Here is a 23,155-nt window from a genome sequence, read left to right on the forward strand (position 1 = left end):
ATAAGTGATTTGTCACCATAAATCCGTTACTATTTTGACAATTTATTAATTTGCTGTGCTATGGTATAATGCGTTGAGATTAATAGAAACAATATAAAGTGAAACTTCATTCAGTGGAGCGGGTTTATCCACTGCAATGACAAGGACCAAAGGCTAAATTCGCAACGTCCTGTTGCAACGCCTTTGTGGCCTGCATCGTACATGCCCGAACAGAATCGGACCTTAACAGACAGTTGTGCCCCCTATCGCACTTTAAAGTGTCTTCTATCATTCTGTTGTGGGGGGAGCTTACTTTCTGTTAAGGCGGGATAAGATTGATCTTGTCAGGGGAAGGCTGAATGCTGTGAATAAGAAGAAAGTGCTTTTTTTCATTTATCAAATGGGTGGCGGTGGAGCGGCCAGGACGTTTTTAAATATTATCAATAACCTGGACAGATCAAAATTTGATCCCATCCTTGTAACGTTAAATTACAATGGAAGCTATGAAGACGAATTAAAGTCGGATATAATGTTTATCAAATTGGAAACGAAAAGGTTACGCTCTGCCATTCTTCCGTTAGCTAAAGTGATCAGAAATGAACGGGCAGATATCGTATTCAGCACAATCCCTAATTATAATACGATTGCTATTCTGGCAAATTTATTGTCTTTTACATCAGCGAAAAATATTGTCCGGGAAGCAGCTTATTTAGGTGGAAGTTTTTCAGCAAATATAAAATTAAGAGGCTATGGTTTATTATATCGGTTATCCAGTAAAGTAATCGCTTTGTCCAAAGGTGTTAAGAAAAATATAGCCAAGCGGTATAAAGTAAATCCCGAAAAAATTGAAGTCATCTATAACCCGGTTGATGTAGACGGCATACAGCGGCATATCGATAACGGTGAGATAGCTGAAGAACACAAATATATTTTTGACGGTGATGCACAAGTTATCATGACTGCCGGCAGACTCGTTCCGGATAAAGACCATGAAACATTGCTCCAAGCATTTGCAAAAGTGAACAACAAGGTGAACGCCAGGTTAGTCATTCTTGGTGAGGGAGAACTGGAAGTCTTTTTAAAGGCAAAGGCGGAGGAGCTCGGCATTTCCGATAAAGTACATTTTCTCGGGTTTCAGCACAATCCCTACATTTATTTCAAACATGCGGATCTGTTTGTACTGTCATCAATCCATGAGGGTTTTGGCCATGTATTGGCTGAAGCATTGGCAGCCGAAATCCCGGTCGTTTCTACCGATTGCAGACCAGGTGCTGCAGAGGTGTTAAATGACGGGGAATTTGGTGTGATGTGTGAAGTCGGGAACGCTGAAAATATAGCGAAGAAACTATTTGCAACACTGCAAATCGACAATGAACAATTGATGCTAATGATCGACAGAGGCAAAGAGCGTGCATATGAATTTGATGCGAAAACAATTGCCAAGCAATATGGTGAAGTATTTATCCGGACAATTGATCGGGGCGACAGGAGTTGACGTAATGTGAGTACCCAAAAGCGTGTCGTGCATTTAACGACCGTTCACCATCCGTATGATCCGAGAATTTATCACAAAGAATGCCAGTCATTGAAAGACGCAGGGTATGATGTAACATTGATTGCCCAGGAAGCAAAAGATGGTGTGCATCCGATCAGACATATTCCTGTCAAGACATATAATAGCAGACTGACACGTATGATTTTTGGAACAATGGATGCGTATAAAAAGTCTAAGGAATTGGATGCAGATGTATACCACTTTCATGACCCTGAGTTGCTTCCTGTGGGGTGGCTCTTGAAAAAGAAGCATAATGTCGTTATTTATGATATACATGAAGATTATATCACCAGTATTTTGCAAAAAGATTATTTAACAAAGCCCATAAAAAAATTAGCAGCTGCTGCGTATAAGTATATGGAGAAATTTTTTTCTCGGAGGATGGCGCTTTGTCTAGCTGAGAAGTATTATAAAGATATTTATCCAAGGGGATACTGTATACTGAATTATCCAACAGTTAATCAAACGTTTGTTGAACATGAACGACAGCATGAACCATTGGAAGACGAGTTATTGTATACTGGAAATGTGTCATATGTACGTGGGGCACAAATTCATGCAAAAATTCCGCTGATTCACGATAAGGTTTCAGTCCATTTTGTAGGAAAATGCCCTGGTCACTTGGCCGAGGAAATAAATGATATTGCCGGAGAACAAAAGGATCGGCTTAAACTGGAAGGCATCGATCGATTTATCGAGAAAGAGGATATCGAAGCGAAGTATCTCAGCCGTAATTGGCTGGCCGGCATTGCTTTATTTCCGCCTACACAGCATTATAAGAAAAAAGAGCTTACAAAGTTTTTTGAGTATATGAATGCGGGTATCCCTATTTTATGCTCGAATTTCACTGTCTGGAAAAATTTTGTGGAGACATATGAATGCGGCGTGGCTGTCGATCCCTATGATGAATCGCAAATCAAAGAAGCCATTGATTACTTGCGGGATAACCCTGATAAGGCAAAACAAATGGGGGAAAACGGAAAAAAAGCCGTCATGGATCAATTAAATTGGGATGTAGAAGAACAAAAGCTGATCTTATGGTATGACCGGTTGATTGCTAACACTAAATAGGTGATGATATGGAAGATAAAGACTTTAAACAAGAACAGAATCCGCTCATTTCAGTTATTACACCAGCATACAATGCGGAGGAATTTATTAAAGGGACCATTGAATCCGTGCTCGCTCAAACCTATTCCAATTGGGAAATGATAATTGTGGATGATTACTCCTCGGATCGAACGGTTGAGTTTGTCAAAACGTACGAAGAACAGGATACACGGATTAAATTGGTCGAGCTAGAGGAAAATAGTGGATCAGCTATTGCCCGCAATACCGCAATGGAAAATGCGAGTGGGCGCTATATTGCGTTTTTGGACAGTGATGACCTATGGTTTTCGGAAAAACTGGAAAAACAGCTCCATTTTATGCAAAAAAAAGATATTGCATTTTCGTTCACGAAATATGTGCGGATGGAAGAGGACGGCACATTAAGAGATACCGTGTCGAAAGCACCTGAGTCGGTTGGGTATGATGATTTAATGAAACATTGCGTCATCGGCTGTCTGACGGTCATGATTGACAGAGACAAAGTCGGCCATCAAAAAATGGTCAATATCCGGACCAGACAGGATTATGCTTATTGGCTGGCGATTACCAAAAAAGGGTTTCGTGCCTACGGGCTGCCGGAAGTGCTTTCCAAATACAGGACAGTCGAAAATTCGATCTCAAGCAACAAAATTAAAGCTGCCAAAAGGCAATGGTATGTTTACCGACAAATCGAGCATCAGAACTTGCTGAAAAGTTTATGGTATTTTTTGCATTATGCAGCTAAAGGCGTTCAAAATCTGATAAAATTCAAATTGTCGACTCGAAGCAGTTAATTGTACGAAATCAGGCGGTGTCATTTGAAGTTATGAAAACATATATACAGGAAATACTAAGACGAAAAGATTTATTATTTTATTTAGTGAAATCAGGACTTAAAGCAGAGCATCGCAATAGCTATCTGGGCTATTTCTGGTGGCTGCTTGATCCGTTATTGAATGTACTCGTGTATTATTTTTTAGTCGTCATTATATTGGGAAGAGGCGATGAAAATTACCCGGTCTTCCTTGTCATCGGGCTCGTCGTCTGGAGGTGGATCAGCTCAGCTGTCAATTCATCAGCAAAATCGATTTTGCGCTACAGTTCGATTATTAATCAGGTTTATTTGCCAAAATCGATTTTTCCATTGTCATTTACGATTTCACAGATGTTTAACTTTTTATTCGGCTTAATTGTCATAGCCATGTTCCTAGTATTCTTCGGTGTCACGCCGGAGTGGCATATTGTCTATTTGCCGCTGCTTGTGATGATCACGATGATTTTCCTGTTGGCAGTTGGCTTTGTACTGGCTTATGTCACCGTATTTGTCCGGGACATTGACAATATCCTGACCTATGTGACACGGATATTTTTCTATGCGTCACCGATTATATGGCAAGGTGGGCGATTGCCGGATAAATACAGCTTTTTTGTCGATATTAATCCGATTGCCATTATTGTCAGTGCCTACCGCGACATTCTGATGCGTCAGACATCTCCCGACTTTACAGGGCTTCTGGTTATCACAGTTATATCGATTGCAGTAGGTGTGCTGGCACTATATCATTACAGCCGGAACGAGCATAAAATTATTAAAGCTTTATAAAGTGAAACTTCATTTAGTGGAGTGCATTTTACACTGGATGTTAGTTAAACAGAATCGGACCTTAATGGAACGTTATCCCACGTTTTTTGGGGAGATTACGCTCCATTAAGGCGGATAAAAGAAGGTTTTAGCATGGCAAATAACAACAATGCGACAACAGAAGAAAAAGTGATTAAAGCGAAAAATATAGGTGTGTTCTTTCAAACCGGCAAGCAACAGGATGACTATAAATCAAAGGTGTTCCGTTTCTTCAAGAACCGTGGCAAAGTGAAAAAACCGCAGCCGGTGTGGCCGCTGAAGGATATAAACTTTGAAGGGCTGCAAGGGGAAATTCTTGGGATTATCGGTTCTAATGGTGCGGGAAAAACGACGCTAAGTAAAATCATTACGGGTATTCTCCGTCAAGATCAAGGTGATATGCGCGTCGATGGCAAAGTGACGGCACTGTTCTCATTTGGTATGGGATTCAATAAAGAGCTGACAGGCCGTGAAAATGTTTATTTGAACGGTATGATGCTCGGGATTGATAAAGATTTAATCAATCAGTATATTGATGATATTCATGCCTTTTCCGATCTTGGCCAATTTATGGATCAGCCGATGAAATACTACTCCAGCGGCATGAAAGCGAGACTGGGCTTTAGTGTGGCAGCACACCTGGAGCCGGAAATTTTGATTCTGGATGAAGCATTGAATACCGGTGATGCCAAGTTTAGCCAAAAAGCTGCAAAAAAGATGAAGGAGCTAGTCAAGCGTGCCAAAATGGTGATTATTGTTACACACAGTCTTCCATATGCGCAGCGGAATTGCGATAGACTCATCTGGGTAGATGGTGGTGTCATCCGCGACGACGGTGGCCCAAAAGAAGTCATCGAAAACTATAAAGCCTCGCTGCCGGCCCGTCCACCGCGAAAAAAGCGTCTGCTTCAGCTTGATAAAACAGAATCAAATATACAGGAAGAAACGGTTGTTAAGGCGAATAATGTCGGTGTTTCCTTTCAATTGAAAAATAAAAAGAATTTCTGGGCGCTCCGGCATATGGATTTTGAAATCAGAGCTGGAGAAGTTGTCGGGATTATCGGCCATAATGGTGCTGGTAAAAGTACTTTATGCAAAGTTTTGACTAAAATATACCAGCCTGATGAGGGGAAAATCGGACTGAACGGTGAAACATCGGCTCTTTTAGGCTATGGAACCGGCTTTAATCCGCAGCTCACTGGTACAGATAACATTTACTTGAATGCAATGCTGCTCGGTATCCCGAAACAACGTGTCGATGAAAAATACGATGAGATTGTGGAGTTTTCTGGGATTGAAGATGCTATTGATAAACCGGTGAAAGAGTATTCGAGTGGTATGAAATCGCGTCTGGGTTTCAGCATAGCTGCGACACTTAAGCCGGATATCTTTATTATTGATGAGGCGTTATCGACCGGTGACCTCGCCTTTCAGGAAAAAGCCAGCGAACGGATTCAGGACATGATTGAGAGTGCTAAAGCGGTCATCATCGTGTCACACAATATGAATTTCGTTGAAAAAGTTTGCACACGCGCCATCTGGATGGAACAAGGCCAAATTCGCTTTGATGGGGAAGCGGAAGAAGCTGTTGCTAAATACCGCGAATCGCTGGGATTGAATAACGAGGAAAAATCTGTAAAAAAAGCACATCAGCAAAAGTGAACTGACAGTCAATTAACGGTGGTGAATGCTTTGATCAAATTCATGGAAAAAGGAGTCAGCAAAATCATTGATTGGATATTATATACGGTGCTTAATGAGAAGCAAAAAAAAGCCATATCCAATTTGCTGACGGACAAGCAGAAAAATATACTGAGAAAACTGACACAACATGGAAAACAGCATGCACAAAAACAAAGGCTGAAACAATTAAAACACCACCTATATACACTGGGCTTTACGTATAAAGCATTATCTGAACTGGAAGAGCTTTATTCAACGACGAATGACTCCCATATGAAACGGCTAGCTGCCTGGGAACTAACGCAATGGTATGCCAATCAATATAAGAAGGCAGGTGCACGTCAGGCGCTGGACTATTTACCGGCTGTCATAGATGGTGAGACAGATCAGGATCAATTAAGGCGGGCAGCCATTATCAAGGCAGAATGCCACGATATACTCGATCAGCCGAATGAAGGCAAACAAATCATTGACGAAGCGCTTCGATCGCAACAGCATCCTGATTTATATCTGGCGTATGCCAACCTGGAGGAAACAATCGAAGCACGAACAAAGTGGATCAATAAAGCAATGGAAGTGTACAATCTGCAGCCCGTTTTCTTTCAAACGGATCATGATTCGGTCGTCTATGATGATTTGAAAACCAAACCAATGGACAGAAAAATCGAAAATGGCCCAAAAGTGTCTGTCATTTTACCTGCGTACAATGCAGAAGATGGCATCGCTACAGCAATTGAGTCGATCCTAACCCAGACGTGGCAAAATATTGAGCTATTGGTTGTTGATGACTGCAGCACTGATCAAACAAAAGATATCGTCCGAGCATATATGAAACAAGACACTAGGATCACCTTGTTGTCTACACCGGGCAACAGCGGTCCATACGTTGCACGTAATATCGCTTTAGAAGCGGCATCCGGTGAATATGTTACCATCAACGATTCAGATGACTGGTCACACACGGAAAAAATCGAAATTCAGGCAAACCATCTGCAAATTAACAAAAAAGTCATTGCCAATACATCAGAACATGCACGGCTGACCGAAGAATTGAAACTATATCGCCGGGGGATGCCTGGCAGGTATATTTTTTCCAATATGTCCTCGATCATGTTCAGACGAAAACCTGTCCTCAAAAAAGTCGGGTATTGGGATAGTGTCCGATTTGCTGCAGATGGCGAGTTTAAACGTCGGCTTATTAAGGTGTTCGGTAAAGCAAGGTATGTGGATCTGACATCCGGACCGCTATCCTTGCCAAGACAATCTGTCGTATCTCTTACGGGCAGTTCGGCGTTTGGCTATAATGGCTATTTCAAAGGTGTACGAAAGGAATATGTTGATAGTCTTGAGCATCACCATAATCGTGCTGATACATTGTATTATCCGTATCCGCAAAAAGAACGGCCATTTCCGGTGCCAGAACCGATGTGGCCTAATCGCGAAGAAAAACCATCGGGAAGAAGGTTTTTTGACGTGATAATGGCGGCTGACTTTCGGATGGCAGATGAACATGAAAAGATACTCCAGACTATCAACAGTTTGCCTGCTGCCAATAAGCGAATTGGTTTCATTCAAATGTACCATTATAATCTGGCTTTCGATCAAGAGATTAATTCATTGATTCGGGAGCTCCTTGATGGGGATCGGCTGCAAATGCTTGTTTATGGTGAAAAAGTTAGTACGAATAGACTGATTGTCATGGACCCAGCCGTACTTGAAGACTGGCAGCAATATATCCCTGATATAGCGGCGGATAATATTCATGTCATGGCAGATGTGATGCCTGATGAGCTGGACATTGAATGTTGCCGCGAGCATCTGCAATCCTATTTTGGAAAAACGGCCATATGGCATGAGGAAGCAATTCCTATCAGTATTATGATGAAAGACGGGAAGGTATTTGACGATGCCAGTCAATAAGGGAAAGCTTGATGCAAAGCGAAGCGCCGAACTGGAGGAAGAATTGGCCAGGTTAGATCAGGAGCTTGCTGAAAAACAGGCACGATATGAAAAGACGGAAGAACAATTGATTCAACGACAAGCTCAATTCAATGCTATCCAGCGGAAAGTCAAAGCATTCAATCGATTGAAGCAAAATTTTATCAGGTTTTTGAGGTCTACTACTGCTTATTTGCTTGGGAGACGCAATCTAAAACAGCTGTACAGCAGATCTTACAAACGAAAAAAAGCTGAAAATCGATTAAAGAAATATAGGTATTACTTATATGAATTAGGATTTACAGAAAAGGCTTTGGCCGATTTGGAAAAATTATATGAAAAGCCGGAAGATCGTTATCAAAAACGTGCTGTCGCGTGGGAGCTGGCTTTATGGCATGCCGGAAAATATTCTAAGCTAGGTGTGCGACAAGCGCTGGACTATCTGCCGGTTGTCGTGGATGGAGAGAACGATAAAGACCGATTACGAAAAGCAGCGATTATCAAAGCTGAATGCCATGACATACTGGACGAGCCGGAAGAAGGCAAAAAGGAGATTGATCAAGCGCTTCGTATGCAGGAGCATCCGGATTTATATTTGGCCTATGCCAACCTGGAAGGAGCAGTCGAAGTACGTACGCAATGGATAAATAAGGTCATGGAAGCTTATAAACTCAACCGGATTTATTTTAGAGCTGATAAAAACAGGTGTGGCGCAAAATCGATCGATTGGAGCACCAATTCGAGCGAGCACGAAGCCCAAACGTGCGAGAGGAGCATCCATTCGACCAAAGCCATCACGTATGATGACTTGACAACACAGCCGATCGGCAAAACAATCGAAAGCGGCCCGAAAGTAACGGTTATTTTACCTGCTTACAACGCAGAAAATGGTATCTCAACCGCCATCGAGTCGATTCTGTCCCAAACATGGCAGAATATTGAGCTCCTTGTTGTTGATGACTGCAGTACCGATAATACAAAAGATGTCGTTCGAGATTATATGAAACACGATTCTCGAATAAGGCTGATGTCAACACCGACTAATAGCGGTCCGTACATTGCCCGAAATATCGCGTTGCAGGTAGCAACCGGTGATTTTGTAACAGTCAATGACGCAGATGACTGGTCACATGCAGAAAAGATTGAAATACAAGCCAGACACCTGATGAACAATAAAAAAATCATGGCTAACACCTCGGAACACGCACGACTGACGGAGCAACTGAAATTTTACCGTCGCGGAACACCGGGAACATATATCTTTTCCAATATGTCGTCATTGATGTTCAGACGTGAACCGGTCATGAAAAAAATGGGCTATTGGGACAGTGTAAGGTTTGCAGCTGATGGTGAATTTAAGCGCAGACTGCTAAAAGTGTTCGGCAAAGCCAGTATAGTGGATTTAAAGACAGGTCCATTATCTTTACCAAGACAATCGGTCGCATCGCTGACCGGCAGTTCAGCATTTGGTTATAGCGGGTTTTTCAAAGGTGTGCGAAAGGAATATGTTGAAAGCTTTGAATTCTATCATAACCGGACGGATTCATTATGCTATCCTACAATTCAACAGGATCGGCTTTTCCCGATTCCAGAGCCGATGTGGCCAAAACGGGAAACCAAAACCTCCGGGCATCGTCATGTTGATATTGTTGTAGCAGCAGATTTCCGATTATCAGCTGATCTGCTCCAGGAAACGATGGATGAAATACGTGCATATGGATTGATGGGAATGCGGACAGGGCTAGTACAAATGGGAGAGTACCAATTCAGTACACCAAGAACCATAAACCCTGCCATACGTGAACTGATAGACGGTTGTAATGTACAAATGCTGGTGTATGGCGAATCCATTACGTGTGACATTCTGATAATTAAAAGTCCGTCCATCTTACAGGAAAGGCAGCAGTATATACCTGATATTAAACCGAATACCGTGCTGACAGTCATGGAGCAGCCACCTTCACAAATGGCTGGTTATGATATTCGAACCTGCTCCAAAAGAATTGTGACGTATTTTGATAAAAAGGGAAAATGGTACCCCAAAAATCAGACAATCCGTGATATATTAAAAAGCAGCCATGGACGGGAATTGAGATTTATTCATATGGCAAATGAAAACTGGCAGGATGTATTCACCAGGGATCGCACCTCATACGGCAACTTTCTCGAGAACTGGCTGGTCGATGAGAACCCGTATGTAAAAGGGGATGGTGACGATAAACAGGCATGATCATAACCATTTAAAAGATGTACCGGAAACCAATGCCATGAACCAATCTGAAAAGGAAAAAGAAATGGAATTGGTTAAACGGCTTATGGAAAAAGAAGCCCAAGCTGAAAAGATGGATGAAGTGATCAAAACGAATGAAAAACATCTCAGGCATATCGAAAAAAGCAAAAAATGGCAATATGCCAAACCTTTACAAAAAGTGACTGGCTTATTCTCCAATTCCAAAAAACGGCAAAACGAATATATTATGCAATTGCAAGAAAAGCTAAAAGAAACACAGCAGGCATTGAACGATTCAAAGGAAGAGAACAGGCGTCTTATAATGGACAGCCGTAAACCGGACAGCAATCAAATCGAGCAGGGTGTCAATACGGCCAAAAATAACGGAAACTTATTGGCATATTTAAGTAACCTTATTCGGCAAAAAAAAGAACATGAAGCCAGCTATAATTATGCCTTGCGCTATGCAGCCCGCGTTTTCATGAACGAAAAAAAGGATTTCCGAAACCTGGTGTACGCCAGTGTCATGACCGGCTTGAAACTGGAAGATATTCCGGAATTCATGATAAGAGCCGGTTTGACGAATGATATTTCATTAAGACCGGCCGTCTCGTTCCGGACAAGCTTAAATATGCGCATGCGGCAAATGCAGCTTTCAGGCTCACTGCCTGAATGGCTATTGGATCATAAGATGGCAGCCTATATGTTTGCAGACGACATTGGGATCAGAAGACCGTGGACATCTGATAGAACATACCGTATGACCGATCTTCCGGAAAAAGAAGGCATGGTCATTAAACCCGCTGATGGAGCGGGATCACGAGGTGTCTATCTTGTAAAGCATTTTAATGATATAGTAGATATGAAAAGGTCGAAAAAACTCGACAGCTGGGAAGAATTACAATCAAGTATGAAACAGGATCTTGATTCCGGCTGGGTCGATCAGGACGAATGGACAATCGAAGAGCTTATATTGGAACACGACAGTCAACCTGCGAGTGATATTAAATTTTATTGTTTTTACGGTAAAGTAGGAATTATCCTTGAGATTGTCCGCTTTCCGGAGTTGAAATACTGCTGGTGGACGGCAACCGGTGAACGCGTGCGAACAGGCAAATATGATCAGCATTTATTTAAGGGAAAAGGCGTTTCCCTTGATGAGATTGAAGCTGCTTCGGACATCAGCATGAAAATACCGGCACCGTTTATCAGGATTGACTTTCTAAGATCCGGAAATGAGCTGGTTTTTGGTGAATTCACGCCAAAGCCGGGCAATTATGATGAATTTGATCAAACAACAGATCAATGGCTTGGTGACTATTTTGTTGAAGCACAAGGACGGCTGATGAGTGATCTTCTAGAAGGAACGCAATTTATATCCTTTACACAATTAACAGATAAGGTGAACAAATAATACGAATGTTCAACAGGTAGGGTTTTAGGAGGAAGTCTAAATGGTAGAGAACAATACAGAATGGCTGCCACACCTGTCCAGTGAAATTGTTTCACACGTCCATGGCAGTTTGCTGGACGCGTATGCCGTCTCGCTTGAAGGATGGCAGAGAGGTTTAACACTTAGATGGCATATTAAGGATTCGGAAAAATTTAGTGTAATGGAAACGTGGTTTGTAGACAATCCTGGTCAGCTTTTTTCATTAAGCTCTGCTGATAGAACACACTACTTTTTTCGTACCCGTGGAGATAAAGTTAGTAATCAGGCTGTTTATATAGGTAAAGACAAGAGCAAAACGAAACATATTCTTAATAAGAGAGGAATCCCTGTACCTGAAGGGAAATATTTTTCAGAAATCCAACCCAATAGTGATATTCATAAATACGCTTTTTCCATCGGTTTTCCGGTTGTAGTAAAATCCGTGGACGGTAGTTTTGGTAGAGGAATTATTACCAATATTCAAGATGAAAATGAATTAGACTATGCCCTTATTTATGTGCGTGATGAACTTAAATATAAAAATGTGATTTTAGAACAGTATATACCTGGTAATGAATATCGAATTTATATTGTGGGAAATAAAGTAGTTGGTGCTATAAACAGAATACCGGCAAATATAATTGGTGATGGTATGAGTTCCATAGAAATTTTAATTAAAAATAAAAATAAAGAAAGGATGAAAAATCCACGTCTGAAAAGTTGTCCAATAAATATTAATAAGGAATTGGAAACACACATTGATAAATTAAACTATGATTTGAAAAGTGTACCTAAAAAAGGAGAAAAGGTTTTTCTTAACGAAAAGAGTAATATTTCACTCGGAGGCGATCCCGTAGATACACTCGAAGATTTGCCAGTAGAAATAAAAGATACTGCAGTTAGCGCAATACACGCAATTCCTGGTTTGGTTCATGGAGCTGTAGATTTAATTATATCGAATCACCCTGCTCATAATGGAGCTGGTGTAGTACTCGAAGTGAATCCTACAGCACAGATTGGATCTCTTTTATATCCAATAAAAGGTAAAGGAAGAGATATCCCATCGGAAATAATTGATTATTATTTTCCAGAAACTAAGGGAAAGGGAAAAGCATCTAATGTATATTTTAATTTAAGTGAAGTACTTTCACCTTTGGCTAATAGAACAGCGGCGATAACGGAAGTGAATTCCGTGGAGCCGAAAGAATTATATGTAAAAAAAATAACTGTATTTGAAGGGATAAATAATTTTGAATCTCAATATTTTGTCAAAAAGGAAGGTTTAAAAAATAATTTACTTGGATTCACAAAAAAACTTGAATCAGGAGCAACAGAAGTAGTAATCGCAAGTCATGATAAACATTCATTGGATAACTTTAAAAAAAATATGATTGAGGCTAATTTATTTCATTTAGCAAAAATAAAGGAAGAATTTGTAAATGATGCTGTGCAATTAGGATTTTGTCTTGACGGTGACAAAACCCAATTGATTAACGAATTAAATAAAGTAAAAGAAGGGTTGATCAAAACAAAAAAAGAAAAACAGATTAGTCAAAAACAATATCAAAAAATGGTGAGCAGCCGTGTATGGAGGATGACCAAACCTCTTCGTAATTTGACAAGTCTTATAAGAAAATTTGTTCCATAATATTTCAAAGCTTTTTTAAATATTTAAACCGAGTCTTCGTGAAGTTAAAGATCTTAATTGTAATGAAAGAAATGGAGGATTAGAATGGAAAATTCATTATCCCATCTCCAAAAAATAGTTCCGGAAAGTGCGTATGGTGCAAATGCCACGATGTTCAGTATGGCTCTAGAAGGATGGAGAAGAGGTTTAAAGTTAAAATTTTTTACGAAGTATGTAAAAAAACAAGTTAAAATTCGGTATGCTTTAAGTAGTAAAGAAAGAGAAATTATCTTTCAATTATCCTTAGCTGAGACAGTACCAAAAGAGGCGAGAAAGACTACACGGAGTAAAAAAAATACAAAAAAAGCACTATTAGATTCTAATGTTCCCACGCCTAAGGGAGAAAGTTTTGATAAGAATAATACTGATGAGGAAATTATCAGTTATGCGAAAACTTTGGGATATCCTTTAGTAATCAAACCAACTAATGCAAGTTTAGGAATAGGTGTAGTCACTGGGATACATGATGAGGAAACGTTGGTGGATAGTGTGAAAGATTTAAGAAATAATAAAGGTTATAAAGAAATGATTGTTGAACAACAAGTTACAGGCGATGATACTCGTTTATTTGTTGTCGGTGATCAAGTTTGTTCTGCTTTTAAAAGAATACCAGCCAATGTTGTTGGCGATGGTGAAAATACAATAGAAGAGTTAATTAAAACAAAAAATAAGGAAAGACGTCTGAACCCTCATCTAAGCAAGTCACAAATCAAAATTGATAAAAAATTGAAAGGATATCTTGATAAGCGAGGGTTTTCTCTTAAAACAATACCTGAAAAAGGCGAACGAATTTTTTTAAACGAAAGCACAATTGCTTCAGCGGGTGCAGAAACAGTAGAAGTTACAAATGACCTTACCCCGGAAAGTAAAAAGATTGCAGTCGCAGCTGCAAAATCTTTAACAGGATTAGTCGTTTGTGGTGTTGACATCATGATTGATAAGAAAAAAGGAACTAATTATGTTTTGGAATTGAATTCAAGACCTAATTTAGGTGGGAGTTTATTTCCAGCCGAAGGTGAAGCCAAAAATATTTCAAAATATATTATTGATTATTATTTTCCTGAAAGCATACCTGATAAGGACATAAGTGATCATAACAATCTTTACTTCGATTATGAAAGCATTGAAAAAATCTTAAAAAGGGGTGTAGTTAAAGAAGCGATAGTACCCTCTATACCAGAGGATGGTCTAGTTTTTAAACAATTTAAGGTTTTCGGTAAAGTACAGGGTGTTGGCTTTAGGAATTGGGTCTATAAACAAGCAATTGGAAGAAAGTTAAATGGATACGTTCAAAATTTAAAAGACAAGAGTGTTTTAATAGTAGTCGCAGGGTCACAAAAAAATGTAGATCAATTTTCAGAGGTCGTGCTGAAACATAACACAAAAAAGATAAAAGTGGAGAAGGTAACAGAAGAAGAATGGCTAGAACCTGTGAAAATGGGATTTGAGATTATTGGAAAATCTGGCCATACAAAAAGCCTAAAAAACAAATTAAATAAGGAACGTATGAAAAATAAAGAGTTAACCAATGAATTAGAGCGAACAACTAAGCAGTTGAAAAAAATAAAGCAAAGCAGAAGTTGGAAATATACTTTCCCGATGAGAAAAATAGTTCGTTTAATTAATCATAAATAGGTACAAGTTTGTTCAATATAATTTATAGAGAGAAGAATTTTGAATGAAAAATAAGCATGAAAAATGGTTACCTCATCTAATTGATTCTATTCCTAATGAAGCAAAGAGGAACAGAATCAGTATGTATACCATAGCTTTAGAAGGATGGCGCAGAGGCCTCAAATTAAACTTTTGTTCCTATATTAATAACAATAAACTTGACATTAAATACTCCTTGAGTGGATCTGATGAGGTTCATCATTTTGAAGGGTCAGGAGGAGACCTGAATACAGATGAAGCTGTAAAAACCTGTGATGACAAAACTTTAACTAAAATACAGCTAAAAAACGCTAAGGTTCCTACACCGAATGGAAAAAGCTTTGATAGAAACACAAACTCTTCCGAGATAATTAACTATGCCCAATCACTTCAATTTCCGTTAGTTGTAAAACCAACATATGGTAGTGGTGGAAAAGGTGTTGTTTCAAATATAAAAGACAATAAAATGCTAAAAGAAGCTTTAATCTACGTACGCGATAAGCTGGGTTCCAAAACCTTAATTGTTGAAGAATTTATACCAGGAGAAGAAGTTCGTGTGTTTATTATAGGAGAAAAAGTTTTGGGAGCAGTAAAAAGAATACCGGCTAATGTTATAGGTGACGGTCTAAACACAATTTCCAAATTAATTGAATTAAAAAATGAATTCAGGAAGAGTATTCCGCACCTATGTTTTCGACCTATCAATATTGATTCAACTGTTAAAAAGACTATTCAGGCTGCAGGTTACACTCTAGATAGTGTACCAAAAAAAGGTGAACGAATTTATCTTAAAAATACAAGTAATATATCAACGGGCGGAGATCCCATAGACGTTACTGCAAAAATTACGGTTGAACAAAAAAAAACTGTAATAAATGCTGTTAATTCCATTCCTGGACTAGTCCATTGTGGTGTTGATATGGTAATAAATAAAGAAGATACAAAACCTATTATACTCGAACTTAACACAAGGCCAGGGTTAGGATCCCATTTATTTCCTGTAGAAGGAAAGGCTCGAGATATTCCTAAAGCGATTATTGATCTTTACTTCCCGAATACAAAAAAAGTATCAACAGAAAATTCTAATGTCTATTTTGATTTTAAAAAAATAAAGGATGCTCTAATTGACGGATCAACAAGCAAAATAGAAGTCTTCCCAGCTATAAACACAAAACTGATTGCGAAGAAATATCTAATAAATACTGATATAGAAGCTATAGAGTACTATCAATGGTTAAAAAAAAGAGTATTAAATCAAAATTTGAATGGCTTTATTAAACAAATTGATGAAGAGAATATTGAAATTGTAATTGCGGGAAAAACTGAAAAAGAAATTAAATCATTTTTTGATTTAATAAATTCAAAGCGCTTTAACTCACGAATTTTTAATATAACTGAGGACCATTGGAAAAGTCCGGTAAAATTAGGATTTGAGCTAAAAAATGATAATGATTTAAAAAGTCAAACAGAGTTGGAGAATGAAATAGAAGATACTAAAAGGGAAATAAGGCATATTGAAAAGGAAACAAAACATTTAAATCATAGTATAAATATGATTCAAAAGAGCAGTGTGTGGAAATTGACATTCCCTCTTCGTAATATAGTTGGAAAAATCAGAAAAAACAAAGCACAATAATTTGTAAAACATGTTTACGTTCTAGTTTTAGGAGGAAATAAGTAATGGAAATAAATGATGTTAATTGGTTGCCACATTTGAAAAATGCAGTGCCAATTACTGGGTTTGGGAAAAAACTGAGTATGTATACAATAGCCCTGGAAGGTTGGAGACGAGGGTTAAAATTAAAATTCTATACTATTGATAATCCAGAGAACAAATTGAAAATTAGATATTCCTTAAGTACGGAAGATAGAGAACATAAATTTGAATCTTCTAAAGGGGATAAAACTACAGAATTAGCTTACGAAATTTGTGATAATAAATTTCTCACCAAAGAATATCTGTCAAAGGCTGGTGTTCCAACACCTGAAGGGAAAAGGTTTTCAGAAGAAACACAAGATGAAGAAATAATAAACTATGCAAATACTTTAGGGTTTCCACTAGTTTTAAAACCAACAAATGCTAATGGGGGAAAGGGCGTTTTCTCCGATATTCATAGTATAGAGTCCTTCAAAGATGCATTAAATTATGTTCGCTATGAATTAAATTACATGGAGGTAATTGTAGAAACCTACGTAGCTGGAAATGAATATCGTGTTGTTGTAGTTGATAATAAGGTTGTTGGTGCTCTTAATAGGGTGCCTGCAAATGTGACTGGTAATGGAACTGACACGATAAGACAATTAATAAGAAAAAAGAATAGTGTAAGAAAGGGAAATCCACACTTAAAAAGCAGAAATATAAAAATTGATAAACCAGTGACTGAACTTTTAAAAGCAAATGGGTATTCTTTGGATAGTATACCGAAAGAAGGTGAAGAAATCCCGCTAAGATTGACCAGTAACCTTTCAACAGGTGGGGATTCTGTTGATCTGACAGATGTTCTTTCGCCAGAGTTAAAAAAAATAGCAATTGATGGTACAAAAGCTATTCCGGGATTGACAGTCAGTGGTATGGATATGATAGTCAATGATAAGAATAATTCAGGCGTTATTATCGAGGCTAACACCAGACCAGGATTAGGGGGACATTTATTCCCTGTACAGGGTAAACCCCGAGATATCCCTAAAGATATTATAGATTTTTATTTTCCTGAGACAAAGAATATTAAGCGATCCAGTCTCTACTTCGACTTTAATAGTATATTGGAGCCGCTGCAAAATAGAACTGCTGACACAGTAGAAGTTTCCCCGGTATCTCAGGGTGAAATATTTGCAAAAAAATATATTGTATCTGGAAAAGTACAAAATGTGGGTTATAAAGTGTGGATAAAAAGACAAGCTTTATTAAGAAGAATGCACGGATTTGCCGAAGATATAGAAGATGGAAGTATTTCGATTGTTGTAGCTGGAACAGATGAAAATGCAATTAACGAATTTAAAAATGTTTGTTTAGAAGGGAATCCTAAATCAGAAGTATCAAATGTTACTGAAGAGCCCTGGGATGCTCCGCTTAAAATTGGGTTTGAAATTAACAAAAAACGAAGTACAGAAGAAATAGAACAATTAGAACTTGATAATATTCAAATGGAAAAAGAGTTGCACTTCTATAAAAAGCGATATGGTCAGATAAAAACCAGCAGATTCTGGAGGTCTACTGCCCCTTTTCGATATGTAATTGATAAAGTGAAAAACTTTATTAGATCCCTGAAGATAACTTAAATCTCACTATTGTCTTAGTTTATTTTTTTACGTATTATGTCATGCTGATGTTTATCGTAAAGTAAATCTTATTTCTTAGTATTTGACAGATTGGAGAAATTCAATGAATAAACATAAACTTAATTGGCTGCCTCACTTGGAAGGTGCGATACCTTCGACTGCTTATGGAAATAAACTGAGTATGTATTTAATAGCTTTAGAAGCCTGGAGACGAGGGGTCACTGTAAACTTTTTTAGTATTGATAACCCTGAAAATCAAAATTTAATTAGATACTCCCTGGAATACAACGGACGAGAATACAAATTTGAGAGCTCTAGAGGGGAAAAACTAAGTGAAGAAGCATATAAAAGCTGTGAAAATAAAGATGTGACAAAAAAACTAATGTCAAAATCAGGAGTGACTGTCCCTAAGGGAAAAAGATTCAAAGAAAACATCAGCAATGGTGAGATTGTAAATTATACTAAAACACTAGGCTTTCCAGTTGTCCTTAAGCCGACTGATGCCAATGCCGGGAAAGGTGTTTTTTCTAATATTCAGTCCGAGCATGACTTAAAAGAATCATTGTTATATTTGCGTGATAAACTCGGTTATAAAGACATAATAGTCGAAAAATATGTGAAAGGTATAGAATACCGTTTTTTACTTGTTCAGGGAGAAGTGATAGGTGCTGTGAATCGAGTACCAGCAAATATTGTAGGAAATGGTAAAAATACAATAGAGGAATTAATAAGTCTAAAAAACAAAGGTAAGAAAGACAATCCGAATCTTTCCAGAAAAGTTATCAAAATTGATAGGGAGGTGTTAAATTCTATTGACCGCTTAGGCTATGAGTTAGACAGTGTACCAGGTGAAGGAGAACAAATTTTCTTGAGAAGTAAAAGCAATGTGTCAGCTGGCGGGGATCCAATTGATGTTACCGATGAATTATCTAAAGAATTAATAGTTACAGCCAGTACAGCTGCAAACTCAATACGGGGATTAGATATATGTGGTTTGGACATGATCGTTGATGAACAAAAGAGTACTGGGACCGTAATTGAAATTAACACAAAACCTATGTTGGGGCTTCATATATTTCCTGTTAAAGGACAAGCTCGAGATGTTGTGAAGCCAATAATTGACTATTATTTTCCTGAAACAATGAATGCCAAACAAACCGATCTTTATTTTGATTTAGACAATATAATAGCCCCTCTTAACAATCTATCTACCAAGGAAGTTAAAGTATTACCTCCACCGTCCCTGGAAAAGCTTCATGCCAAAAGTTATATAGTGACTGGAAATATTGCTGGAACAGGGTATTTTGCTTGGATTAGAAAACAGGCTAGAAAATTAAATTTAAATGGCTTTATTAAAAAATTTGAGCATAAAAAGGTGATTGTGGTAGTTGCGGGGACAGATAAAGAAAAGCTTGAAGAGTTTAAGTCTTTATGTTATCAAGGCTCTGAAGAGGCAGATGTGAAAAATATTGTAGAAAATGAGTGGAATAAACCGGTTAAAATAGGTTTTGAAATACAAAATGAAACAAAAAAAGAGCTAAGGAAAAAAATAAGCTACCACCGAAAAGAAAATAGCCGCCTAAAAAAAGAAACTAAAATATTTAAGGAAAAAACAGTGGAACTCCAACAAGATAATGATAGAAAAAAAGAAAAGCTAAACAAATTAATGAAAGAAAATAGCAATCTTGAAAATGAAAAAAATATAGCTTTAAAAGAGGTCCAATACTACAAAAAGAAATATGATATGATAAAAAATAGTAGATCTTGGCGTTATACTAGGTTGGCAAGAAAAGTTGTAGCAATTATAAAAAAAGGGAGGTAAACATTCTGGTAGGTTTTGTCAAATAAAGTGTGTAAGTTAACATTTACACAAGGTATTTTAATACCCTATCCCTAAGATTTTCATGGACTAGGAGTTGGTTTATAACCATTGCCCAGTTTTGGATATGGCCACCGTCCCATTTTGTACTGCTCTTTGATCCGCAAATATAATACTTCCAAAAGGGCATTTTCGTTTGGAAATGCTCTTGTTTTAGTTACTTTTCTGAAGCTGGTATGGATACTTTCTACCGCATTGGTTCTGTACATAACTTTACGAATGGCATTGCTGTAGTAGTAGAGTGCTCGCGTGATGAAAGTTTCTTGTCCAAACATCAATCGCTCCAAGATAGGCAGACCAAACGCACTATGACAAGCCTTAAAGCTAGGTACCGCATATACTTTCCTTAACGCTTTGTGAATGCCTTATAATCCTTACTTGGTACAAATTTAACAGTGTTACGAATTAAGTGAACCATACATGCTACTTTCCGTCTCATCCAGCCCATAATCCCAGAATGTCCTTTGAGCCTTCCAACATGTAGCCAAGAATGGTATAGACGGCATATTTTTTCGTTTAATACGGATTTCGGATCAGTGTGTACATGCAGTTTACAAACACAAGTGATAACAGTAACTCAGCCCTTGTCTGCCATTCTTCCAACCCAGGGAGTACACTGTCCCTAATGTCAGAGATCATCTCATGGGAAACCGAAAACCCATTAATGTCCTCAATGATCGAAGAACTATCACATCTAAAAATGCGCATAATTACAAACGGTTCCAAACCACTTTGAGTTTATATTTACTCTTAAAACACGGCTCCTGATGAATATTATTGAATCATTCTTTTCTTTGTCAAGATGAGAAAAAGCTTTTTGCGTCATCAGGGTTGATTCCAAGGAAGAGCTAAAAGAACAAATCGAATTTTACTTATGGGAAGTCAACGAAAATCGGGTTAGATTCATCACGAGATTAAATGAATGTTACTTATGAAACGTTCTACTAGTTATTGTCTTAAGTTTGGTTCGTTGATTCAAGGGATATAGCACTTATGAAAAATTATCTATTTCAAGAACAGCCATTATACTTAATGACTGTAAAAATTAGATACCAGTGAAATACTCTTCCAAATAGGTCTAAGTGAACTTTTCAGCAGCACAGTTGCATGGCTGTTTATGGCATTATAAAAATGTAGGTTATAGCAGTCAGTTTATGTAGGTGCTCTCGAACATGAGGGCATAAAAAACCACTTGCCAACCTCTCCCAATAACTTTTAACTCCTCGTTGGACCAACAACGTTCAGCAGGAGGTAATTAGGAGATGTGAAGTGGAACAAATTGATTATATCAGACTTGAAACCAACCAAAAAGGGTGTACATACTCAGATGTAGCTAACCGAATGAGAATAGATGCAAGAACCGTCAAGAAATACGCAATACGCGGAACAAGAGGAATTCAAGCAGCGAGAGACGGTGGAACGACCTTCTCCTGTAATGGCCCCTGTGAAGCCAATTATTGATAAATGGATTAAAGAAGATCTAAAAAAGAAAAGGAAGAATCACAGAACAGCAATTAGTGAAAAATCATAGTTTTAAAGGGTCAGACCGAAGCGTGCGCAATTATGTATCTAAGAGAAAAAAAGAGTTGATAGAGTATGCAGAAGGATCTTCACTGCCATTAGAATCCGTTCCTGGAACGGCTCAGGTCGACTTCGGGACCGCCCCTTTCCAGTACCATGGGGAAGTCATTGATCTACCATACCTAGTAATGTCATTTCCTTTTAGCAATTCTTTTTATTTTCAAGTCTTTCCTTCGGAAAATACGGAATGTCTTTTAGAAGGATTACAACGCATGTTTCATTACATGGGAGGTGTCCCTCACAGAATACGATTCGATAACCTTTCTCCAGCAGTAAAGAAAATTAGAGCCAAAGGAGAGCGTGAGCTCACTGATACGTTTGAAAGGTTTGTCTTACACTACGGCTTTCAATATAAATTCTGCAATCCTGGGAAAGGTAATGAAAAAGGACATGTTGAAACAATGGTCAAATATGTCCGAAACAACTTCCTTCTTCCGGAATGTTTTATTACGGACTTAGATAATTTTAATCAATCTCAATGGAAACTAGCAGAAGAAGATCGCGAGCGTCTTCATTATGATAGAAAGGTTCTTCAATCAGAGTTGTTTTCAGAAGATGCGCAGGAGTGTCTTATACTGCCTGAAAAGAAGTTTGAATGCGCCCGAAGGGAAGAAGTGAAAGCAGACAAGTCCGGGTTAGTAACGGTTGATAAAAAACTATACTCAACGTCCCCTCGATTCGTGAAGCAAAAAGTGCGGGTTCAGATTAGTTACAACGAGATCGTGATTCTTAATGATCAGAATGAGGTCATCGTGAGGCACTCGTTTGTATGGAGCAAAAAGGAAGTCGATGATTTGGCAGCCATATCTACATTTGCTTTCCAGACGTCCAAGAGCGATAAAGTACAGTAATTTATATAATCAATTTCCGCCTATATGGACGGACTATTTTAAAAACTGCACGGAAGAAGAACAAAAGGCAGCCTTTCGGCTTTTAGGAAGGCTATTGAAAAACAATGACTTTGAGTTATTAAACCAAGCCTTGAATCTTGCATCAGCTCACGGGCACCCAAGCGCTGATCACATCAAGCATTGTTTTTATACGTATGGAAGAATTGATTCGAATCTTAAAGTCGGAAGACATTACAAAACAGGCCTAAACTAAAATGAAGCGTATTAGAAGTGCTAATCTAGTTATTATTGATGATCTCATGTTCATTGCGATGGAACAGCGTGAGGCAAATCTTTTTTTTATTTAATTAATGATCCATGACAGCGCCTCGGTCATTTTAACCTCTAATAAGGGGCCATCCGAGTGGGGGGCAACTATTAGGAGATCCAGGCATAACAGCAACTATTTTGGATCGTATTATCCATCGTGTGGAAGTGATTCAATTTCGTAAGGAAGATAGCCATAGAATGAAGTATCGGTCCTCTATTTTTCAGACAGAAAGTGTTCATTTTTACTTGACGCTTACAAGAGTTTATTAAAAATCGCGAAACTTGTTGAAAATAGATAGAACTTATTTAATAATATAGTAGTGTATCATAAATTATAAAAGGAGGAGGTGAACTAAAGTGAAATGCAGGAAAACTATAATTCTTTTTGC

16 protein-coding genes and 1 pseudogene are annotated in these 23,155 nt (G+C 38.2%); 16 read left to right on the forward strand and 1 reads right to left on the reverse strand.

Annotated features, from left to right (window positions below; all coding sequences use genetic code 11):
- The first annotated feature begins 343 nt into the window (after positions 1-343).
- The 13 genes from BM195_RS14165 to BM195_RS14225 all read left to right on the forward strand — a co-directional run bounded on the left by BM195_RS14165 (position 344) and on the right by BM195_RS14225 (position 19,968).
- Positions 344-1,474: a glycosyltransferase gene (locus BM195_RS14165; RefSeq protein WP_090239803.1), complete on the forward strand. Its 1,131-nt coding sequence runs from the start codon at positions 344-346 to the stop codon at positions 1,472-1,474.
- A gap of 6 nt (positions 1,475-1,480) precedes the next feature.
- Complete coding sequence (locus BM195_RS14170; protein WP_090239807.1) at positions 1,481-2,605, forward strand: glycosyltransferase; 1,125 nt, start codon at positions 1,481-1,483, stop codon at positions 2,603-2,605.
- 8 nt (positions 2,606-2,613) lie between these two features.
- Positions 2,614-3,417 carry a glycosyltransferase family 2 protein gene (locus BM195_RS14175; RefSeq protein WP_090239810.1) on the forward strand — a complete coding sequence of 268 codons (804 nt, stop codon included), beginning with the start codon at positions 2,614-2,616 and terminating at the stop codon, positions 3,415-3,417.
- A 32-nt stretch (positions 3,418-3,449) separates the two neighbouring features.
- The gene (locus tag BM195_RS14180) at positions 3,450-4,226 is read left to right on the forward strand and encodes an ABC transporter permease (RefSeq protein ID WP_090239814.1); all 777 of its coding nucleotides are present in this window, start codon (positions 3,450-3,452) and stop codon (positions 4,224-4,226) included.
- Positions 4,227-4,358: 132 nt separating this feature from the next.
- Positions 4,359-5,906, forward strand: coding sequence for an ABC transporter ATP-binding protein (locus BM195_RS14185; RefSeq protein ID WP_090239818.1), 1,548 nt, complete (start codon positions 4,359-4,361; stop codon positions 5,904-5,906).
- 21 nt (positions 5,907-5,927) lie between these two features.
- On the forward strand, positions 5,928-7,847 hold the full coding sequence (locus tag BM195_RS14190; protein WP_244535773.1) for a glycosyltransferase family 2 protein: 1,920 nt from the start codon (positions 5,928-5,930) through the stop codon (positions 7,845-7,847).
- Positions 7,834-10,095, forward strand: coding sequence for a glycosyltransferase family 2 protein (locus BM195_RS14195; RefSeq protein WP_090239826.1), 2,262 nt, complete (start codon positions 7,834-7,836; stop codon positions 10,093-10,095). Before BM195_RS14190 ends, BM195_RS14195 begins: the two co-directional genes overlap by 14 nt.
- On the forward strand, positions 10,073-11,509 hold the full coding sequence (locus BM195_RS14200) for an ATP-grasp fold amidoligase family protein (protein ID WP_090239832.1): 1,437 nt from the start codon (positions 10,073-10,075) through the stop codon (positions 11,507-11,509). Before BM195_RS14195 ends, BM195_RS14200 begins: the two co-directional genes overlap by 23 nt.
- A 40-nt stretch (positions 11,510-11,549) precedes the next feature.
- Complete coding sequence (locus tag BM195_RS14205; RefSeq protein ID WP_090239837.1) at positions 11,550-13,175, forward strand: ATP-grasp domain-containing protein; 1,626 nt, start codon at positions 11,550-11,552, stop codon at positions 13,173-13,175.
- Between the two features lie 84 nt (positions 13,176-13,259).
- The gene (locus tag BM195_RS14210; RefSeq protein ID WP_090239842.1) at positions 13,260-14,849 is read left to right on the forward strand and encodes an acylphosphatase; all 1,590 of its coding nucleotides are present in this window, start codon (positions 13,260-13,262) and stop codon (positions 14,847-14,849) included.
- Positions 14,850-14,892: 43 nt separating this feature from the next.
- Entirely contained in the window at positions 14,893-16,503 is a 1,611-nt protein-coding gene (locus BM195_RS14215) for an ATP-grasp domain-containing protein (protein ID WP_090239847.1), read from the forward strand.
- A 44-nt stretch (positions 16,504-16,547) separates the two neighbouring features.
- A complete protein-coding gene (locus tag BM195_RS14220) occupies positions 16,548-18,146 on the forward strand; it encodes an acylphosphatase (RefSeq protein WP_090239851.1) in 1,599 nt (532 codons plus the stop codon).
- 103 nt (positions 18,147-18,249) lie between these two features.
- Positions 18,250-19,968 carry an acylphosphatase gene (locus BM195_RS14225; RefSeq protein WP_090239862.1) on the forward strand — a complete coding sequence of 573 codons (1,719 nt, stop codon included), beginning with the start codon at positions 18,250-18,252 and terminating at the stop codon, positions 19,966-19,968.
- 43 nt (positions 19,969-20,011) lie between these two features.
- Here BM195_RS14225 and BM195_RS14230 read toward each other — a convergent pair.
- Positions 20,012-20,715, reverse strand: a pseudogene (locus BM195_RS14230) (transposase); the annotation flags it as partial.
- A gap of 579 nt (positions 20,716-21,294) precedes the next feature.
- On the opposite strand from BM195_RS14230, the gene BM195_RS18650 reads away from it, so the two are divergent.
- The 3 genes from BM195_RS18650 (at position 21,295) to BM195_RS19290 (ending at position 23,036) form a co-directional block, all read left to right on the forward strand.
- Positions 21,295-21,486, forward strand: coding sequence for a hypothetical protein (locus BM195_RS18650; RefSeq protein ID WP_244535770.1), 192 nt, complete (start codon positions 21,295-21,297; stop codon positions 21,484-21,486).
- Between the two features lie 92 nt (positions 21,487-21,578).
- Positions 21,579-22,457, forward strand: coding sequence for an IS21 family transposase (istA, locus tag BM195_RS18655; protein ID WP_244535771.1), 879 nt, complete (start codon positions 21,579-21,581; stop codon positions 22,455-22,457).
- A gap of 447 nt (positions 22,458-22,904) precedes the next feature.
- Positions 22,905-23,036, forward strand: coding sequence for a hypothetical protein (locus tag BM195_RS19290; RefSeq protein ID WP_483099631.1), 132 nt, complete (start codon positions 22,905-22,907; stop codon positions 23,034-23,036).
- Positions 23,037-23,155: the final 119 nt, after the last annotated feature.

Origin of the sequence: Lentibacillus halodurans, from assembly GCF_900112045.1 — a bacterium.
Lineage (GTDB): Bacteria > Bacillota > Bacilli > Bacillales > Amphibacillaceae > Lentibacillus > Lentibacillus halodurans.

Coding starts and splice junctions, on each gene's coding strand:
- BM195_RS14175 (WP_090239810.1), top strand. CDS start 2,614: ATGGAAGATAAAGACTTTAAACAAGAACAGAATCCGCTCATTTCAGTT.
- BM195_RS14180 (WP_090239814.1), top strand. CDS start 3,450: ATGAAAACATATATACAGGAAATACTAAGACGAAAAGATTTATTATTT.
- BM195_RS14185 (WP_090239818.1), top strand. CDS start 4,359: ATGGCAAATAACAACAATGCGACAACAGAAGAAAAAGTGATTAAAGCG.
- BM195_RS14195 (WP_090239826.1), top strand. CDS start 7,834: ATGCCAGTCAATAAGGGAAAGCTTGATGCAAAGCGAAGCGCCGAACTG.
- BM195_RS14200 (WP_090239832.1), top strand. CDS start 10,073: ATGGTGACGATAAACAGGCATGATCATAACCATTTAAAAGATGTACCG.
- BM195_RS14205 (WP_090239837.1), top strand. CDS start 11,550: ATGGTAGAGAACAATACAGAATGGCTGCCACACCTGTCCAGTGAAATT.
- BM195_RS14210 (WP_090239842.1), top strand. CDS start 13,260: ATGGAAAATTCATTATCCCATCTCCAAAAAATAGTTCCGGAAAGTGCG.
- BM195_RS14215 (WP_090239847.1), top strand. CDS start 14,893: ATGAAAAATAAGCATGAAAAATGGTTACCTCATCTAATTGATTCTATT.
- BM195_RS14220 (WP_090239851.1), top strand. CDS start 16,548: ATGGAAATAAATGATGTTAATTGGTTGCCACATTTGAAAAATGCAGTG.
- BM195_RS14225 (WP_090239862.1), top strand. CDS start 18,250: ATGAATAAACATAAACTTAATTGGCTGCCTCACTTGGAAGGTGCGATA.